Origin of the sequence: Ulvibacter litoralis (assembly GCF_900102055.1) — a bacterium.
GTDB classification, from domain to species: Bacteria; Bacteroidota; Bacteroidia; order Flavobacteriales; family Flavobacteriaceae; genus Ulvibacter; species Ulvibacter litoralis.
On the sequence record NZ_FNBA01000003.1, the window covers coordinates 406,710 to 424,008 of the forward strand.

A 17,299-nucleotide genomic window follows, 5' to 3' on the forward strand; every position below is an offset into this window, starting at 1 on the left:
TCAATTTTATTACGCCCTTCTTTTCGTGTTTTAACTATTGAGAACTATTTATAATTTCTATAACATAACTAGTCTGAAAAAAATCTACAATAGTTGTACCTTTGCAAAATTAAATAGATACGCTTTAGTTAAAGCGTTTTAACTTCAAAAATAGAAATAATGCAAGACGGTATTTACGCAAAAATAACTACTGAAAAAGGAGAGATTTTAGGAAAGTTAACCTACAAAGAAACACCGGGTACGGTTGGTAACTTTGTGGCTTTAGCAGAAGGGAATCTTGAAAATAAAGCGAAACCACAAGGAACTCCATATTACGATGGGTTAAAATTTCACCGTGTGCTTCAAGATTTCATGATTCAAGGAGGAGATCCTGCTGGAACTGGTGCTGGTGGTCCAGGATACAAGTTTGATGATGAGTTTCATCCAGAATTAAAGCATGACAAGCCAGGTATTTTTTCGATGGCAAATGCAGGGCCTGGAACTAATGGAAGTCAGTTTTTTATCACACACGTTCCTACAGATTGGTTGGATAATAAGCATACTGTTTTTGGTGAAGTAGTTGAAGGGCAAGATGTAGTAGATAGTGTTGCACAAGGAGATACCATGTTATCTGTTGAAATTATTCGCGTTGGAGATGATGCTAAAAACTGGAATGCTGTTGAAGCTTTCAGACAATTTACAGGATCTAGAGCAGAGCGTGAAGCTGCTGCAAGAAAGAAACAAGAAGAAGCTATGGCAGATTTAGTGCAAGGTTTCGATAAAACTGATAGCGGTTTGTATTACAAGCACATTCAAAAAGGAGATGGGGCTTCACCTGAAAAGGGACAAACAGTAGCGGTACACTACAAAGGAATGTTAGCTGATGGTACTGAATTTGATTCTTCATACAAACGCGGAAATCCAATTGAATTTGCTGTGGGTGTTGGTCAAGTGATTGAAGGCTGGGACGAAGGAATTTTATTATTGAAAACTGGCGATAAAGCTCGTTTTGTAATTCCTTCAAATTTGGCATACGGAGAAGCTGGTGCTGGTGGAGTAATTCCTCCAAATGCTACTTTGATATTTGACGTAGAATTAATGAATGTAAAAGGATAAGTTCTTTTTTAAGCGAAAGAAAAATCGTTCATTTAAAAAATAAAAACGCTTCAGGAAACTGAGGCGTTTTGTATTTTTACGAAATGGATATAGAGAAACTAAGGTACCCAATTGGGAAGTTTGAAAGCCCTTCAAACATTACTGCTGAAATTTTAACTGCTTGGATTTCAATATTAGAGCACTTCCCAAATCGATTGGTTTCTTTGGTTGAGAATCTTTCCGAAGCGCAATTAAATACTCCGTATCGCCCCGATGGTTGGACGGTAAAACAAGTAGTGCATCACGTGTACGATAGTCATCATAATAGTTACATCCGATTCAAATGGGCATTAACAGAAGCTACGCCTTTAATAAAAGTGTATCAAGAAGCAGATTGGGCTAAAGGAAGAGATTATGCGGCACCAATTCAACTATCGCTGCAAGCAATTACATCTTTACATGCGAAACTAGTGTATTTGTTAAAGGGAATGACACCTGACGATTTTTTGAAGGAGTTTGTGCATCCAGAGAAAGAGCAAAAAGTTTCTTTAGCACAAAATACTGGAATGTACGCATGGCATAGCAATCATCATTATGCACATATCGAAAATTTACTAAAACGAGAAGGCTGGAAATAAGCTATTGTTTCCACTTAATATTACAGCCAATACTTGGTTTTTGGTCTTTGCGCTGCGCATTATTGTTTAAAATATTATCCAAAGCTTCTCGCAAATCTCTTCCATTAACTGGAATTCCATTACCAGGACGTGAATTGTCTAACTGACCACGATACACCAATTTTAAATCGGCATCGAATAAATAAAAGTCGGGCGTACAAGCAGCATCGTAAGCTTTAGCCACTTCTTGAGTTTCATCGTATAAATAAGGAAATGAATAATCTTCCTTTCGAGCCGTATCCCACATTTCTTTGGGACCGTCTTGAGGATATTTTTCTACATCATTACTGCTAATGGCTACAAATCCAAAACCAGGAACGCGGTAATCGTTCGAGATACGAACAATTTCTTCATTTACGTGCTTCACAAAAGGACAGTGATTGCAAATAAACATAACAACAGTTCCTTTGTCTCCTTTAATTTGAGTTAAAGACACTGGATTATTGGTAACCGTGTCGATTAATGTAAAATCTGGAGCCTTTGTGCCTAAAGGTAGCATATTGGATGGGGTGAGGGACATAATTTGCTTTAAAAGTATTAGTAGTACGAATATTTATAAAGTTACAACATCACAAAGAATTTATAAAGTTTTGTCCAAGTCTTTATAGTCTTGTAACTTTAGTAAAAACAAACTATTATGAAAAATGCATATTCGTCACTTTCAGTAGCGATTGAAGCGTTGCAGAAAGAAGGCTACACCGAAGATTTTAATTTAGTAGATGAAGGTGTGGAAGCTAAAGCCATTAAAAAAATGTGGAAAGCACATGAGCTTGAAGTGGTAAAATTTTTTAGATTTGAAGGGTTAACCGATCCTGGAGATAATACCATTTTATATGTTATTGAAACTCTAAGTGGGCACAAAGGTTTGCTAGTAGACGTCTACGGCGCCGAATCTGGAAATATTTCTGCCGAAATGATCAAAAAATTAACCATTCATCATGACACATGATTTAAGTTGGAGCGATTTTGAAAAAGTAGAAATGCGCATAGGTACTATCTTAGAAGTAAACGATTTTCCTAAAGCTCGTAACCCTTCTTATCAATTGCATATTGACTTCGGAAAAGACTTAGGCGTTAAGAAAACTTCTGCTCAAATTACCACCAAGTACACCAAAGAAGAATTGATTGGTCGGCAAATAATGGCAGTCGTAAACTTTCCAAAGAAACAAATCGCTAATTTTATGAGCGAATGTTTGGTGTTAGGCGCTGTTGAAGGAAAAGATGTAACATTACTACATCCAAGCAGTACAGTTGAAAATGGCCTGCGAATCATGTGATTTCTAGTATAGCATCTCTTTTCTTACATTTAAAATCTAAAACTCTTTTATGTATAAAATACTAATTATTGTTGTGCTTGGAATATGTAGTTTCTCCTGTAAAAATGAAATTAAAAAAGAGGTTGTTTCTTCGGAAGTTTCAGTGAAAAAATATCCTGAGATTGAAGCATTGCAATGGTTGGTAGGCGATTGGTCGAATACAGAAACTGAACGGAAATCCTACGAGCGTTGGAAGCAGAAAAACGATAGTACTCTTACTTCTTTCAGCTATACGATGGTTGCTAACGATACTGTTTTTGCTGAACGTCTAATCCTTCAGCAGAACCCGAAAGGAGTGTTTTTAACGGTGCAGGTTCCAGATCAAAATGAAGCGGAAGCGGTGACATTCCAGCAAATTTCTACTCCTGAAGGTGTGTTCAGATTTGGAAATGAAGCACATGACTTTCCGAAGTACATTACCTATACAAATCCTGTAAACGATTCCATTCACGCTTGGATTGAAGGTGAAATAGAAGGAGAGAATCAAAAAATTGACTTCTTTTTTAAACGAGACAATTAAATATCATTGTCCAAAATATCGGTTACTACGTGGTAACGAGGATCATCGATTGCTTCTTCAATAACTTTTTCGAATTCTGGGTTCCACTTTAGCAATAGTGTTTTACAGTCTGGGCTTAAATGAACAAGCTTAATTTCTTTGTTTAGCTCCATGTATTTATTGGCTAAATTACGAATAGCTTCTACCCCAGAGTGATCACTAATTTTAGATTCCATAAAGTCAATTTCAACTTTGTCAGGATCGTTTTTCGCGTCAAATTTTGAATTGAAGTTTTGTACAGAACCAAAAAACAAAGGCCCCCAGATACTGTATACCTTCGTACCGTCATCTTTAATAGATTTACGGGCTCTAATCATAGTTGCGTTTTTCCAAGCAAATACTAATGCCGACATGATCACCCCAGAAATTACAGCAATGGCTAAATCTTGCCAAACGGTAATTGCAGAAACGGCAATCAATACAAATGCATCAGCCAACGGAATTTTATGTAATATTCTAAAACTACTCCACGCAAAGGTTCCAATTACAACCATAAACATTACTCCAACCAAAGCTGCGATTGGGATTTGTTCAATTAACGGTGCACCAAATAAAACGAAGCAAAGCAATGCGATTGCAGCAGTAGCTCCCGATAATCTTCCACGTCCGCCAGAGTTTACATTGATAATAGATTGTCCAATCATAGCGCAACCGCCCATACCGCCAAACAGGCCGTTAAGGATATTGGCACCCCCTTGTGCGACACACTCTCTGTTTCCGCTTCCACGGGTTTCAGTCATTTCGTCAATGAGGTTTAATGTCATTAATGATTCAATTAATCCTACAGCAGCCAAAATGAATGCAGTTGGTAAAATTAACTCCCAGAAATGTCCTTTTAAAGTATAGAATAAAGTGAATATTTGATCTTGAAATGTTGGTAAACCTCCTTGTAAACCTTCACCACCACCGTCTTTAATGAACGATCCAACGGTACTAACGTCTAATCCTCCAAAAATAGTGACACAAGCAACGATAACAATTGCGATTAAAGCAGCAGGAACCTTTTTGGTTAGTTTTGGAAGTCCGAACATAATTCCCATCGTAAGAGCTACAAGACCTAGCATGGTCCAAAGTGTTGTACCTGTCATAAATTGACTGGTTCCATCCACGTTTTCTTTGAAAAGTCCTAATTGTGATAAGAAGATTACAATTGCCAATCCGTTTACAAATCCCATCATTACTGGATGTGGTATCAAACGAACAAATTTTCCAAGTTTAAAAACTCCAGCTAATATTTGGATGGCTCCCACAAATAATAAAGTGATAAACAACCATTGCAATCCTAGATTTTCAACAGGGGTAGCAAGAGCATCACCTACTTCGTTTCCCTTCTGAATTAAATGAATCATTACAACGGCCATTGCGCCGGTTGCACCAGAAATCATTCCGGGTCTTCCTCCAAAAAGAGCGGTTACAATCCCCATCATGAAGGCTCCGTACAATCCAACCAATGGATCTATGCCAGCCACAAAGGCAAATGCAACGGCTTCAGGAACCAAGGCAAGAGCAACAGTTAATCCCGAAAGGATATCATTTTTAGGGTTTTGCGTAAAGTTTTTAATGGTTTTTTGTAACAACATGGGGTTGGGTTTAAAAAAGGCGCAAAGATAGTTAAATAGAAAAGGAGAGGTTGAATTATTGTTTATTTTTTTTGATCTCCAATTTCTTTAAACAAACGCCAAGATTTTAGTTTTAAAATAGTTGTTGCACATAGTACTCCAGAAAGCATTGCTCCAGATACACCCACAAGTGTAATATCTTGTCCGACTAATTTAAGTCCTTTAATTTTAGTTTTTGGTCTTAAGAAGGGAAGTGTAAAACGTTCGGGAGTATGCGCCAATCCATAAATCTCTCCCTTTTTATAGTTTGAAAAGTGTTTTGTGGAAAGAGGTGTCGATACTTCTGTCACTTCAATATTTCCTTCTATTTGCGGAAACAAACTGTATAGACGGTTAAGCATAGTGTCTTTAAAATCGGATTTCATTTTTTTGTAGGCTTCGTCACGATTTCGCCACGGCTGATTCTCATAGTCAGAAAACCAGTCGTATTTTCCAACAGAAATAGCCTGAATTGTAGCCGTTCCAGGGTTTTTGGTTTCCCACTCTGAATCTTTTGCTGAAGGAAACGAAATATACGCAAAGTTAGTAGGTGCTTCAGAACATGTCGCATTCTCAATTAATTGGTCGGTATTTTCATTCGCATAATACCAAACATTGTGCTTCGGAAGGTTTAATTCAACACTCGATTTTGAAAGTCCGACATACAGACAAATATGTCCCGTAGAAGGTTGTACGTGTTTTAAATTGAAGCCACAGTGTTGTTTTGCCTTTTCAGATAATAATTGATTAAATGTATTTGAAACACCAACATTACTAATTACACTCGAACAGTTTATAAGGGTATCGTCCACCCGAATTCCGGTGACAGTATTGTTTTTGGTGATAATTTCTTGCACATTGGCATTGATAAAAACCTTGCTTCCTAATGCGTTTAAAACGTCAATAGTTTTAAGGCAGATTTGATCGGCGCCCCCTTTAGGGTAATAACCACCTTCCATAAAATGCCCAATAACCATCGCGTGGGCTGCAAAACTGCTAAATTTTGGAGATAATCCGTAATTTCCGCATTGTCCACACAGTACTGCGATAAGAAGTTTGTTGTCGGTGAGACTGCTAAGTATTTCCCAAGTTGTTTTTTGAGAATAACGGGCGTATCGTTTTTTAATAAGTTGTCCTAAGGATTTACTCAACCAAGGTTCAAAAACTTTTTCAAAAAAGAATAAGGTTCCGCGTTTGTTGGCTTTTTCAATAAGAGAGAGATATTTCAAAATAGCCTTTTCTTCTTCAGGAAAATATTCTATAAACTGTTTTATAAAATTTTCCTTCCCAGCTTTAAATTCAAATCGTTTGTTTCCGACGTAAACGACATCATAAATGGAACCCATCGATTCCCATTCTAGTTTGCTTTCAGTAATAAAATTGAACATTCCGAGTAACGATTCGTCTTTCTTCATGTTGCCGACATAATGCACGCCTACATCCCATTGAAACCCTTTTTTTCGCTTAAAACTGTGTGTAAATCCGCCGGGAACATAATGACGTTCCAAAACAGCAACCTTTTTTCCCGCTTTTGAGAGCCACGTTGCAGCAGTTAATCCGCCCATTCCTGAGCCAATTACAATATGGTCAAATACCGAGAAATCGATATCAAGAGAAAACCGTTCGTAGTGTTTTTCAGTCATTCATTAGTATAAGCTGCTTAAAAGGTTTCCTCGGTGCTTGGTTACATGATGTCTCCAAAAAATATGGCATTCATTAATAATTTATTGGTACCATACCAAAAGGCTCTAAAGTTGGTGTTGTCTGTAAAATAAAGAATTTCTCCTCTTCCTAAATTGCTCTTTTTAAAAGGAACCGTATTCTTTAATTGCGCTAAATTTTTGTTAGAGATATAACCAGCTAGCAATGGATTTTCGGTGTATTGAATCGGGTTATTGTAGCTATTTTCGTCGGGTGTAACAAACAATGTAGTGTTTCTGAATACAGGTAAATGATTGCTTGTATATCCAAAAGTAATAGGATGCGAACGGTCTAGTCTTGTGTTGAAAATAGCACCGCCAATTCGTTGTGCACCCGAAAAGTTAGAACGTTGTTCAAAACTGATGTTTTTTGCAGTGTCTTTGTCTTTTGTAAATTCTAACGGCATTAATCCGTTGTTTTTTAGCCAGCGACCCGCATTTTTGTAGGCAATTAAAGTACCGCCATTTTGAGTCCATTCCTTTAGTTTTTCGGTGTCTGCCTTACCTAAAGGGTTGCCCCAAGTACTCGGAACAATAATATCGGTATATCTGCTTAAATCGACACGACTAAGATTTTTTAAATCTAATTTGGTGAGGAGCATGTCGTATCGCTGGTCAAAAACATGCCAAATTTCTCCTGCATCATAACTGTTAATACCTTCGCCAACAAGCATGGCAACACTTGGTCTATTCAAGGCTTCAAAATCTCTGCTTCCTAGATCGATCCCTTTGTTGAGACCTGTGTTTACTGCCGTAATGGTAACGTTCGATTTTTTACTTACTTCGGAAAGGAAGGTGTGTAATTGAGCTGCTGAAAGGTTCTGATTTTGTACGGGAATCAGTATAGTGCCGTAGTCGTATGTTTTGTTAGCTGTTGAAAAAGGAGTCATTCCTACTTTTGCTCTAAGCCCTTTCTGAAGGATTTCGTTCAAAGCTTTTGGAGCGTAGTAATCCTGCCATTCTAACAAATAAGCATAATTGGATAGGGCAGAAGTTGCTGGCTTTTTAGGCTGTAAATCGGTCACTTTTGCGCCAATTTTGTTTGTGGAAGCAGTTTCGGTATACGGCAAATTAAATGCCAGTGGAAATGTCCAAGCGCTAATATCGTAGAATAAGCTGTCTCTGAATTTCGTTCGTTTTTCGAACATCGCTTCAATCAGTTTGTAGTGTTTTTGTTGCTTCGGAATGATATAGCTGTGTCCTTTTTTGAAAGTGGTTCCATTTTCTGAAACATCGGAAGCTAATTCGTGAAATGTAATTTGATGGCGTTGTAATATTTCAGCCAAATGATACACTTTTGAAGCATCTTTTTCATCTCCAAAAATGATGGCTCCTTTTCCTGATGCTTCTTTGCGAGTATCGGCAAAAAACTGTCGTTGGTACTTCAACAATTTGGTTCGCATGGCAACGGCAGCTTCTAAAGTAGATAATGCAGTTGTAAATTGATTTCGAATGGTAAATGGAAATGTAATAATTCCGTTGTCACTTTCTTGTGCGTGTCCGCGAGAAGAAGCTTGTTCAAACAAAATACCAATGCTTCCGTTCGCATCTGGAAAAGTAGATCCCTTTCCGTAGTAAAAATCGTCGTAATCTTCTTCTGAATAATACAAACTCCCTATTTTATCTAAGGCCTTTGCATGAAAAGTTCCAATCTCTGCGGTTAACTCTTGGTTTTTTAAAGGTGTTAACGGATGCGTACGTGACGGAATCCCAGGTTGGAAAAAGAAACTCGAATTGGTTCCCATTTCATGATGGTCGGTCAAAATATTAGGATACCATTTATGAAAACTTTCAATTCGTGCGCGACTTTCAGGCAATTGCACCGGAAGCCAATCACGGTTCATATCAAACCAATAATGATTGGTACGTCCGCCAGGCCAAACCTCGTCAAACTCACGATCGTTGGGGTCTGGGTTTGTATTTTTGCTTTTATTGGTGTTTGCCCAATACGCGAACCGTTGGAGTCCGTCAGGGTTAAAACATGGGTCAAATAATAAGACCGTATTGTTTAATAATTCGTCGATTTTAGGGCCTTGCGCTGCCGCTAGATAATACGCAACGGCCAACGCAGCATTGGAGCCGCTAGGTTCGTTTCCATGAATGGAGAAGCCTTGGTATACCACGACTGGCATGTTGTTGGTAGAAAGTGCGCTGCTTGTGTTTTCGGTTAATGCAAGGTGGTTTTTTCGAATGCTTTCTAAGTTATTGTGATTTTTAGGAGCTGTGATGGTAAGGAGTAACAACGGTCTGCCTTCAAAAGTAACGCCTCTATTTTCTAGGGTAATTCTGTCACTTGCGTTGGCAAGCGTTTGCATATAAGTTACGAGTTTGTCGTGCGTAACATGCCATTCGCCAACTTCGAAACCAAGACTGCTTTTTGGGGTTGGAATGTTTGGGTTGTAAGTGACATCCTGCGGAAGGTAATAGTTTAAATCTACAGTGTTTTCTTGCGAAAAAACTGTGAAGCTACAGATAAAGAATAGAAGGTAAAGTTGCTTTCTCATGAACCAATTTTTGGGTAAAGGTTTAAAGATAGCCATAAAAAAAACCGCTCCCAAATATCTTTGAGAACGGTTTTGCTAATAGTATAATGGTTGGTTATAGCTATTAAATATCGTCGAAACTTACGTCTGTAAAGCTAGAAGCAGAAGGCTCTTCGGTTGTTGCTTCCACTTCAGTTGGAACCATTTCAGATTCTCTTTTGAAGTCTTTTTGGTGACGTTCGCTAATTACCTCGTCTCCTTTTTCATCAATTACATATTGAATCATTTCATTTAAGTTATCTTGAAACTCAGAGAAATCTTCTTTGTAAAGGTAAATTTTGTGTTTTTTGTAATGAAAAGAACCATCGTCGTTCGTAAACTTTTTACTTTCAGTAATGGTTAAATAATAATCTCCAGCTTTTGTAGATCGTACATCAAAAAAATAGGTGCGTCTTCCTGCACGCATTACTTTAGAAAAAATTTCTTCTTGCTCCATCGAATACTGCTCACTCATAATTTTAGTTTGTAATTAACGTTCTGCCAAAAATCTAAAAAAAAACCAAATAAGCCAACTTAAACTTACATTTCTTTTTCTAAAAGTTGTTTCGCGTACAATTCTTTGTAATAACCTTCTTTGCTTAAAAGGTCAGTATGAGTGCCTTGTTGGATGATTTCCCCTTCTTCAAGTACGATGATTTTATCGGCATTTTTGGCGGAAGAAATACGATGACTCACAATAATTGTAGTCTTATTTTTGCTTATTTTTTGTAGGTTTTGTAGGATTTCTTCTTCAGTTTCGGTGTCTACTGCGGAAAGGCAATCGTCGAATAATAATATTTGTGGGTCTTTAATGATAGCGCGTGCAATAGAAACACGTTGCTTTTGCCCACCACTAAGTGTAATTCCGCGCTCACCCAACACGGTGCCGTAGCCTTTGGAAAAGCCTTTAATGTTTTTATGAACAGACGCCATTTTAGCCGCAGCAATGACCTCTTCGTCTGAAGCATTTTCTTTTCCAAACTTAATGTTGTTTTTAATAGAATCGCTAAAAAGAAACGCATCTTGAGGCACATACCCAATGCTGCTACGAACATCGTTTAGGTTTAATTGTCTAATGTTGGTGTTGTCAATTTGTAACTGACTTTCATCCACATCGTACAATCGGCTTATAAGTTCTAAAATGGTCGATTTTCCAGAACCCGTATTTCCAACAATGGCTAAAGTTTCGCCAGGATTAACAGAAAAAGAAACGTTTTTCAATGCTGTAATATTAGTATCTGGATATGTAAAGGTTAGGTTTTTAAAATCAATCTTTCCTTGTATTGGAGTGGCTTCAGTAACAAGATTTTGGATGCTAGGTTCTTCTTTTAAAAACTCATTAATTCGTTTCTGTGAAGCTTCAGCCTGTTGCACCATTGACGTAACCCAACCTACAATAGCTACGGGCCAAGTAAGCATATTTACATAGATTAAAAATTCGACAATGGTTCCGAAGTCAATTTTACCATCTATAAATTGATTCCCTCCAATATAAATAACGAGTAGGTTACTGACACCTATTAATAACATCATTAATGGAAAGAACAACGCTTGAACTTTGGCTAAATCTATGTTTTTTTCTTTGCTTGTTCTGGCAAGGTCTGTAAAATCTGAATTGGTGCGCGATTCAATTCCGTAAGCTTTAATAACTGCAATTCCACTAAAGCTCTCTTGAGTGTACGAGGTAAGTTTAGAAAGGTATTGCTGTACAATGGTGCTTCGCTTGTGAATAATTACACTTAATTTATAAACCGCTACTGATAGGATAGGAAGTGGTGCAATGGCGTATAGTGTTAAAATTGGAGCCGTATAAAACATATAGCTAACTACCACAATAAACAATGTGATGGTTGTGGTACTGTACATGATGGCGGGGCCCGCATACATTCTTACTTTATTAACATCTTCACTAATACGGTTCATTAAATCTCCTGTTCTATTTTGCTTGTAAAAGCTTAGTGAAAGGCGTTCGTACTGTTGAAAAATTTCATTTTTTAAGTCAAACTCAATATGTCGTGATACTACGATAATGGCTTGTCGCATTAAAAAAGTGAAAAAAGCAGCTAAAAGAGTGGTTCCTAATATGATAAGAATGTTGATTAACAATTCGTATTCTACGATGGCTAAATCAGTAATTTCGCCATTAATGTATTTTTCGACTACATTTACCGAGTCTCCCACAAATTTAGGAGTCAATAAACTGAATATTCTAGCAATAATTGTGATGACTAATCCGAAGATAAGACGACCTTTGTACTTTAGAAAATAGCGATTTAGATGCTGAAGCTCTTTCATGTAAGCTGTATAATTTATTAACAAATTCGTATTTTAATACTATTTGTTTTGTTGAATTGTTGGTTTACTGTTATTTTTGCACGTCCATTTTACGGATACCTAAAAATTTAAATAGTATGGTGACTGAAATACTTACCCCAAGTGAACTTAAAAAAGTGGCCCCAGTTTTTGGGCAAATGTCTTTTGATAACCACGAGCAAATTGTTTTTTGCAACGACAAAGATACAGGATTAAAAGCAATAATTGGTATACATAATACAGTCTTAGGACCTGCTTTAGGTGGTACCAGAATGTGGCAATATGCTAGCGAATGGGATGCGTTAAATGATGTACTTCGTTTGTCTAGAGGGATGACTTTCAAGTCTGCCGTTACAGGTTTAAACCTAGGTGGGGGAAAAGCCGTGATTATTGGTGATGCAAAAACACAGAAAACTCCAGAGTTAATGTTGCGTTTTGGTGAGTTTGTGCATTCACTTGGCGGAAAATACATTACTGCGGAAGATGTAGGGATGGCAACAAGCGATATGGATTTAGTGAGAACTGTAACTCCTTATGTTACGGGTATTTCTGAAGACAAAGGTGGTGCAGGAAACCCTTCTCCAATTACAGCATATGGTGTTTTTATGGGAATGAAAGCAGCAGCTAAGTATACTTACGGAAGCGATGTTTTAGAAGATAAAGTAGTTTACGTACAAGGAATTGGAAACGTTGGTGAAGCGTTGGTAGAAAATCTTACCAATGAAGGAGCTAAAGTATTTATCTCAGACATTAACCAAGATCGTTTGGAAGAAGTTCGTGATAAGTACAGTGCTACTATTTACACCGGTTCGAACCTATATGCTGAGCAAATGGATATTTATGCTCCGTGTGCTTTAGGAGCGACGGTAAATGATGATACTATTAACCAATTAAAAGCTAAAATTATTGCTGGAGCAGCAAACAATCAATTAGCAGACGAGAATAAACACGGACAGATTCTTCGTGAAAAAGGAATTGTTTACGCACCAGATTTCTTAATAAACGCTGGTGGTATTATTAATGTTTATGCAGAATTAGAGAACTACGGACGTCAAGAGATTATCCGTAAAACTGAAAACATTTATAATACGACATTAGAAATTTTAAACAATGCTGAAACGAACGGTGTTACAACACATCAAGCCGCTTTCGATGTAGCTCAATCAAGAATTGACGCTAGAAAGAAAGAAAAATAGTTTTCAATTTTTTTAAGTTATATATTTGCAGCGCGTAAGGAAGTTTCTTGCGCGCTAATTTTTTCTACATTTGTGTAGATTTTTTCATCAAGAGATTAAAATTTCAAAAAAAAGTTCTTTAAACATATGCTTACAAGGAGACATATTCGAGTAAAAGTAGTTCAATCCATTTATGCTTATAATCAAACAGAGCATCCAGATTTAGGTAAGCAAGAAAAATTTCTTTTCTATAGTATTGAGCAAATGCTCGATTTATATTTACTAACCCTTCAGTTGTTAGTAGAAATGAGAGATCATGCTGAAAATTTTTTGGTGGTATCTCAAAAAAAACACCTAGCAACAGCGCTAGAAAAAAATCCAAGTAAAACATTTATCGATAATAAAGTGCTTCGTTTAATCGGGTCTAATTCGGTTTTTATGGACACCATAGATAAGAAAGGACTTAATTATTGGGCGCAAGATGCTGAGTATGTAGCAATTTTGTTTAATAAGTTGAAAGAGCAAGATTGGTATAATGAATATCTTTTAAAAACGGATACTACTTACAAAGAAGATCAAGCTTTTGTGGTAAAAATGTTTAAAGATGTGATTGCTCCTAACGATAAGTTTTACGAGTACCTAGAAGACAAACGCCTTACTTGGATTGACGATTTTCCAATTGTAAACACCGCAATTGTTAAAATGCTTTCAAAACTTTCAGAAAAAAATGTAGCTACAGTTTTAATTCCAGAGTTGTATAAGGATATTGAAGATAGAGATTTTGCGTTGCAATTACTTCGGAAAGTAATTCTTAATGATGAAAAATTATCGTCAGAGATTGATGGTAAAACACCTAATTGGGACAAAGAACGTATTGCAGAAATCGATATGATTATATTGAAATTAGGGATTGCTGAATTTTTATACTTCCCTTCTATACCCGTTCGTGCAACGATTAACGAGTATCTTGAAATATCTAAAGAGTACTCAACCCCTAAGAGTAGTATCTTCATTAACGGTATTTTAGATAAATTGGTAAAAGAATTTGAGAGCGCCAAGAAGCTAAATAAAATTGGAAGAGGACTTAAATAAAAGCAAAAAAATAAGTAAATTTGCTATTCTTAAAAATTTAAAAATTAATAGACTATGAAAAAATCAATTTTAGTACTTGCCGTACTTTCAGTATTTGCTTTCACTTCTTGTAAAGAAAACGCAGCAGATAAAGTAAGTGAAGAAAATGTAGCAGCAGCAGCAGATCGTGATGCTAAAGCAGGAGAGCTTCCAGTAATGACTTTCGCAGAAAGTGAATATGACTTTGGTGAAATCGAAGGTGGGACAAATGTAGAGCACGTATTTAAATTTACAAATACAGGAAAAGCTCCTTTAGTAATTGTTGATGCAAAAGGTAGCTGTGGATGTACAGTTCCTTCATACTCTAAAGAGCCAGTTGCACCAGGTGAAGAAGGAGAATTATTAGTTAAATTTAACGGAAGTGGAAAAAACCAAGTAAGTAAAACAGTAACTGTTACTGCTAATACTGCAAAAGGAAAAGAAACTTTAGTAATCAAAGCTTTCGTAAACGCGAAAGAAGGAGCATCTCCAGCTGGAGGAGCAATCCAAACTAAATAATTTATAGAAACTATTAAATTATGATGGAGCAAATTCAAGGTTTTTTACCTATTATTCTTCTTTTTTTAGTGATGTATTTATTTTTAATACGTCCACAAATGAAAAAGCAAAAACAGGAAAAAAACTTTTCTGCCGAAATTAAAGTAGGAGATAAAGTGGTTACGAAAAGTGGTATGCACGGAAAAATCCTTAACTTAAATGACGACGGTACTTGTATTATTGAATCTGGAGCAGGAAAAATGAAATTTGAGCGTTCAGCTCTTTCAATGGAGTTGAGTACTAAATTAAATGCTCCCGCTAAAAAAGAGTAGTTTTTAAATACGATACTAAAAAAAACCTTCAGTGATTACTGAAGGTTTTTTTATGCACTATATCTAAATGTGTAGTTACTTTTTCTTTCCAACCAATTGCGCAATATTTACAATCACTTCAATGGCTTTTAGCATGCTTTCTACAGGAACGTATTCAAATCTTCCGTGGAAGTTATGACCACCAGCAAAGATGTTTGGACAAGGAAGTCCCATAAAGCTTAATTGAGAACCGTCTGTTCCACCACGAATAGGTTTGATAAGCGGAATAATGTTTGCCATCTTCATCGCTTCTTCAGCAATATCAACAATGTGCATTACTGGTTCTACCTTTTCGCGCATATTGAAGTATTGATCTTTAATTTCGACTGAAATGAGTTCTTTTTCGTATTGCTCGTTCAGTTCTTCCGCCAATTTTTGAATCATCTCTTTACGAGCTTCAAAATGACCTCTGTCGTGATCGCGAATGATGTATTGTAATTTTGTTCCGTCAACTTCTCCATTTATACTGTATAAGTGGAAAAACCCTTGACGGTCTTCTGTATGCTCTGGAGTTTCCATTCTAGGTAAGGAGTTGATAAAGTCGGTAGCAATGTACATGCTGTTTATCATTTTTCCTTTTGCGTAACCTGGATGTACAATTTTTCCTTTAATAGTTACTACGGCTCCTGCTGCATTAAAGTTTTCATATTCCAATTCGCCTATCTGACTTCCATCCATAGTGTATGCCCAGTCAGCACCAAATTTATCAACATCAAACTTATGTGCACCACGACCAATTTCTTCATCGGGAGTGAAACCAACTTTTATTGTACCGTGTTTTAGCTCAGGATGATTTACAAGGTATTCCATCGCGGAAATAATTTCAGCAATACCTGCTTTATCATCTGCTCCTAATAGCGTAGTTCCGTCGGTGGTGATTAAAGTCTGACCTTTGTACAACAATAAGTCGTCAAAGTCGTCTGGTGAAAGAATAATGTTTTCAGCTTCATTTAAAACAATATCTTTTCCATCGTAATTCTCAATAATTTGAGGTTTTACATTGGCTCCTGTAAAATCTGGTGTTGTATCAAAGTGAGATATAAAACCAATTACAGGTGTTTCGTAATCTACATTACTAGGTAGTGTAGCCATAATGTAAGCGTTCTCGTCAATGGTAACATCTTGCAGTCCAATTTGCTTCAATTCTTCAACCAAAGCATTGGCTAAATCCCATTGTTTCGCACTACTTGGAGTTGTGTTGCTTTCAGGATCGCTTTCGGTGTCTACAGTAACGTAGCTAACAAAACGGTTTATGAGGTGTTGTTTTTCAATCATTGTTTTTCATTTAAAGTACAAATTAACACATAATCAAAATAACTAATACATACTTTAATACTATTTTTGCATCAGAACTTTCAACTCATGTACAAAGCTATTATTCGTCCTATCTTCTTTTTAATAGATCCAGAGAAGATTCATTATTTCACGTTTTCACTGTTACGTTTTCTGAACAAAGTTGGTTTTGGCGGACTTTTCCGAAGCCTTTATCAAGTTAAAAATCCGAAGTTAGAACGTCGATTATTCGGACTTACATTTCCAAATCCTGTCGGACTAGCTGCAGGATTTGATAAAGATGCGAAATTGTATAAAGAGTTATCTAATCTTGGATTTGGTTTTATTGAAATTGGAACCGTAACACCAAAACCGCAAGCGGGTAATCCGAAAAAACGCTTGTTTCGTTTGCAAGACGACAGTGCATTGGTCAATCGAATGGGGTTTAATAACGGCGGAGTAGAAGAGGCTGTAGAGCGATTAAAACGAAACACAACAAGCAAGCACGTACTTATAGGTGGAAATATTGGGAAGAACAAAGTAACACCAAACGAAGAGGCTGTAAACGATTATGTGATTTGTTTTGAAGCGTTGTTCGATCATGTAGATTATTTTGTGGTCAACGTAAGTTCTCCCAATACACCCAATTTAAGAGCACTTCAGGATAAGGAGCCTTTGACTCGATTGTTACAAACACTTCAGACGAATAACAATGCAAGAGCGAAGCGCAAACCGATTTTACTTAAAATTGCGCCAGATTTAACCAACGAACAATTGTTGGATATTATCGAGATAGTTTCAGAAACTAAAATTGATGGTGTAATAGCAACAAATACAACCATCTCTAGAGACGGATTGGTTTCAGAAAATAAAAAGGAAATGGGGGGGATGAGCGGAAAACCACTTGGGAAAAGAGCAACGGAAGTAATCCGATTTCTTTCAGAAAAGAGCAATAAAGCATTTCCAATTATAGGAGTTGGCGGAATTCACACGCCAGAAGACGCCTTAGAAAAAATAGAAGCAGGCGCGAGTTTGGTGCAGCTGTACACAGGGTTTATATACGAAGGTCCTGCGTTAATTAAAAATATAAACAAGGCGATTTTAAAGGCGTAAC

At 36.8% G+C, this 17,299-nt stretch carries 17 protein-coding genes; 10 read left to right on the forward strand and 7 right to left on the reverse strand.

Going from position 1 to position 17,299, the window contains the following annotated elements; all coding sequences use genetic code 11:
* Positions 1 to 159: 159 nt before the first annotated feature.
* Together BLQ00_RS11925 and BLQ00_RS11930 are read left to right on the forward strand one after the other, a co-directional pair.
* A complete protein-coding gene (locus tag BLQ00_RS11925) occupies positions 160 to 1,095 on the forward strand; it encodes a peptidylprolyl isomerase (RefSeq protein WP_093144525.1) in 936 nt (311 codons plus the stop codon).
* An 83-nt stretch (positions 1,096 to 1,178) separates the two neighbouring features.
* Positions 1,179 to 1,712, forward strand: a complete 534-nt coding sequence (locus tag BLQ00_RS11930) for a YfiT family bacillithiol transferase (protein WP_093144526.1) — start codon at positions 1,179 to 1,181, stop codon at positions 1,710 to 1,712.
* Position 1,713: 1 nt separating this feature from the next.
* Here the strand turns inward: BLQ00_RS11930 and BLQ00_RS11935 are convergent, their stop codons facing one another.
* Positions 1,714 to 2,271: a thioredoxin family protein gene (locus BLQ00_RS11935; protein WP_093144527.1), complete on the reverse strand. Its 558-nt coding sequence runs from the start codon at positions 2,269 to 2,271 to the stop codon at positions 1,714 to 1,716.
* Positions 2,272 to 2,388: 117 nt separating this feature from the next.
* On the opposite strand from BLQ00_RS11935, the gene BLQ00_RS11940 reads away from it, so the two are divergent.
* Genes BLQ00_RS11940 through BLQ00_RS11950 form a run of 3 tightly spaced genes read left to right on the forward strand, consistent with a single transcriptional unit; the run spans position 2,389 to position 3,587 of the window.
* On the forward strand, positions 2,389 to 2,700 hold the full coding sequence (locus BLQ00_RS11940; protein ID WP_093144528.1) for a phosphoribosylpyrophosphate synthetase: 312 nt from the start codon (positions 2,389 to 2,391) through the stop codon (positions 2,698 to 2,700).
* Entirely contained in the window at positions 2,690 to 3,028 is a 339-nt protein-coding gene (locus BLQ00_RS11945; protein ID WP_093144529.1) for a tRNA-binding protein, read from the forward strand. The genes BLQ00_RS11940 and BLQ00_RS11945 overlap by 11 nt, the downstream gene beginning before the upstream one ends.
* Before the next feature lie 49 nt (positions 3,029 to 3,077).
* Positions 3,078 to 3,587 carry a DUF6265 family protein gene (locus tag BLQ00_RS11950; protein ID WP_093144530.1) on the forward strand — a complete coding sequence of 170 codons (510 nt, stop codon included), beginning with the start codon at positions 3,078 to 3,080 and terminating at the stop codon, positions 3,585 to 3,587.
* Here BLQ00_RS11950 and BLQ00_RS11955 read toward each other — a convergent pair.
* The 5 genes from BLQ00_RS11955 to BLQ00_RS11975 all read right to left on the reverse strand — a co-directional run bounded on the left by BLQ00_RS11955 (position 3,584) and on the right by BLQ00_RS11975 (position 11,741).
* Complete coding sequence (locus tag BLQ00_RS11955) at positions 3,584 to 5,206, reverse strand: SulP family inorganic anion transporter (protein WP_093144531.1); 1,623 nt, start codon at positions 5,204 to 5,206, stop codon at positions 3,584 to 3,586. The genes BLQ00_RS11950 and BLQ00_RS11955 overlap by 4 nt on opposite strands.
* Before the next feature lie 62 nt (positions 5,207 to 5,268).
* Positions 5,269 to 6,867, reverse strand: coding sequence for a phytoene desaturase family protein (locus BLQ00_RS11960; protein ID WP_093144532.1), 1,599 nt, complete (start codon positions 6,865 to 6,867; stop codon positions 5,269 to 5,271).
* Positions 6,868 to 6,908: 41 nt separating this feature from the next.
* Complete coding sequence (locus tag BLQ00_RS11965; protein ID WP_093144668.1) at positions 6,909 to 9,428, reverse strand: M14 family metallopeptidase; 2,520 nt, start codon at positions 9,426 to 9,428, stop codon at positions 6,909 to 6,911.
* Positions 9,429 to 9,531: 103 nt separating this feature from the next.
* The gene (locus tag BLQ00_RS11970) at positions 9,532 to 9,921 is read right to left on the reverse strand and encodes a PUR family DNA/RNA-binding protein (protein ID WP_093144533.1); all 390 of its coding nucleotides are present in this window, start codon (positions 9,919 to 9,921) and stop codon (positions 9,532 to 9,534) included.
* A gap of 65 nt (positions 9,922 to 9,986) precedes the next feature.
* A complete protein-coding gene (locus BLQ00_RS11975; RefSeq protein WP_093144534.1) occupies positions 9,987 to 11,741 on the reverse strand; it encodes an ABC transporter ATP-binding protein in 1,755 nt (584 codons plus the stop codon).
* Between the two features lie 116 nt (positions 11,742 to 11,857).
* Here BLQ00_RS11975 and BLQ00_RS11980 point away from each other — a divergent pair, with 116 nt between their 5' ends.
* The 4 genes from BLQ00_RS11980 to yajC all read left to right on the forward strand — a co-directional run bounded on the left by BLQ00_RS11980 (position 11,858) and on the right by yajC (position 14,874).
* Positions 11,858 to 12,955, forward strand: a complete 1,098-nt coding sequence (locus tag BLQ00_RS11980; protein WP_093144535.1) for a Glu/Leu/Phe/Val family dehydrogenase — start codon at positions 11,858 to 11,860, stop codon at positions 12,953 to 12,955.
* Between the two features lie 126 nt (positions 12,956 to 13,081).
* On the forward strand, positions 13,082 to 14,026 hold the full coding sequence (nusB, locus tag BLQ00_RS11985) for a transcription antitermination factor NusB (protein WP_093144536.1): 945 nt from the start codon (positions 13,082 to 13,084) through the stop codon (positions 14,024 to 14,026).
* A 54-nt stretch (positions 14,027 to 14,080) separates the two neighbouring features.
* Positions 14,081 to 14,563 (forward strand): DUF1573 domain-containing protein, encoded by a 483-nt coding sequence (locus BLQ00_RS11990; RefSeq protein ID WP_093144537.1) that lies wholly within the window; start codon positions 14,081 to 14,083, stop codon positions 14,561 to 14,563.
* Positions 14,564 to 14,586: 23 nt separating this feature from the next.
* Positions 14,587 to 14,874: a preprotein translocase subunit YajC gene (yajC, locus tag BLQ00_RS11995; protein WP_093144538.1), complete on the forward strand. Its 288-nt coding sequence runs from the start codon at positions 14,587 to 14,589 to the stop codon at positions 14,872 to 14,874.
* 75 nt (positions 14,875 to 14,949) lie between these two features.
* Here yajC and pepT read toward each other — a convergent pair whose 3' ends face one another.
* Complete coding sequence (gene pepT / locus BLQ00_RS12000; protein WP_093144539.1) at positions 14,950 to 16,188, reverse strand: peptidase T; 1,239 nt, start codon at positions 16,186 to 16,188, stop codon at positions 14,950 to 14,952.
* An 87-nt stretch (positions 16,189 to 16,275) separates the two neighbouring features.
* Here pepT and BLQ00_RS12005 point away from each other — a divergent pair, with 87 nt between their 5' ends.
* Complete coding sequence (locus tag BLQ00_RS12005) at positions 16,276 to 17,298, forward strand: quinone-dependent dihydroorotate dehydrogenase (RefSeq protein ID WP_093144540.1); 1,023 nt, start codon at positions 16,276 to 16,278, stop codon at positions 17,296 to 17,298.
* Position 17,299: the final 1 nt, after the last annotated feature.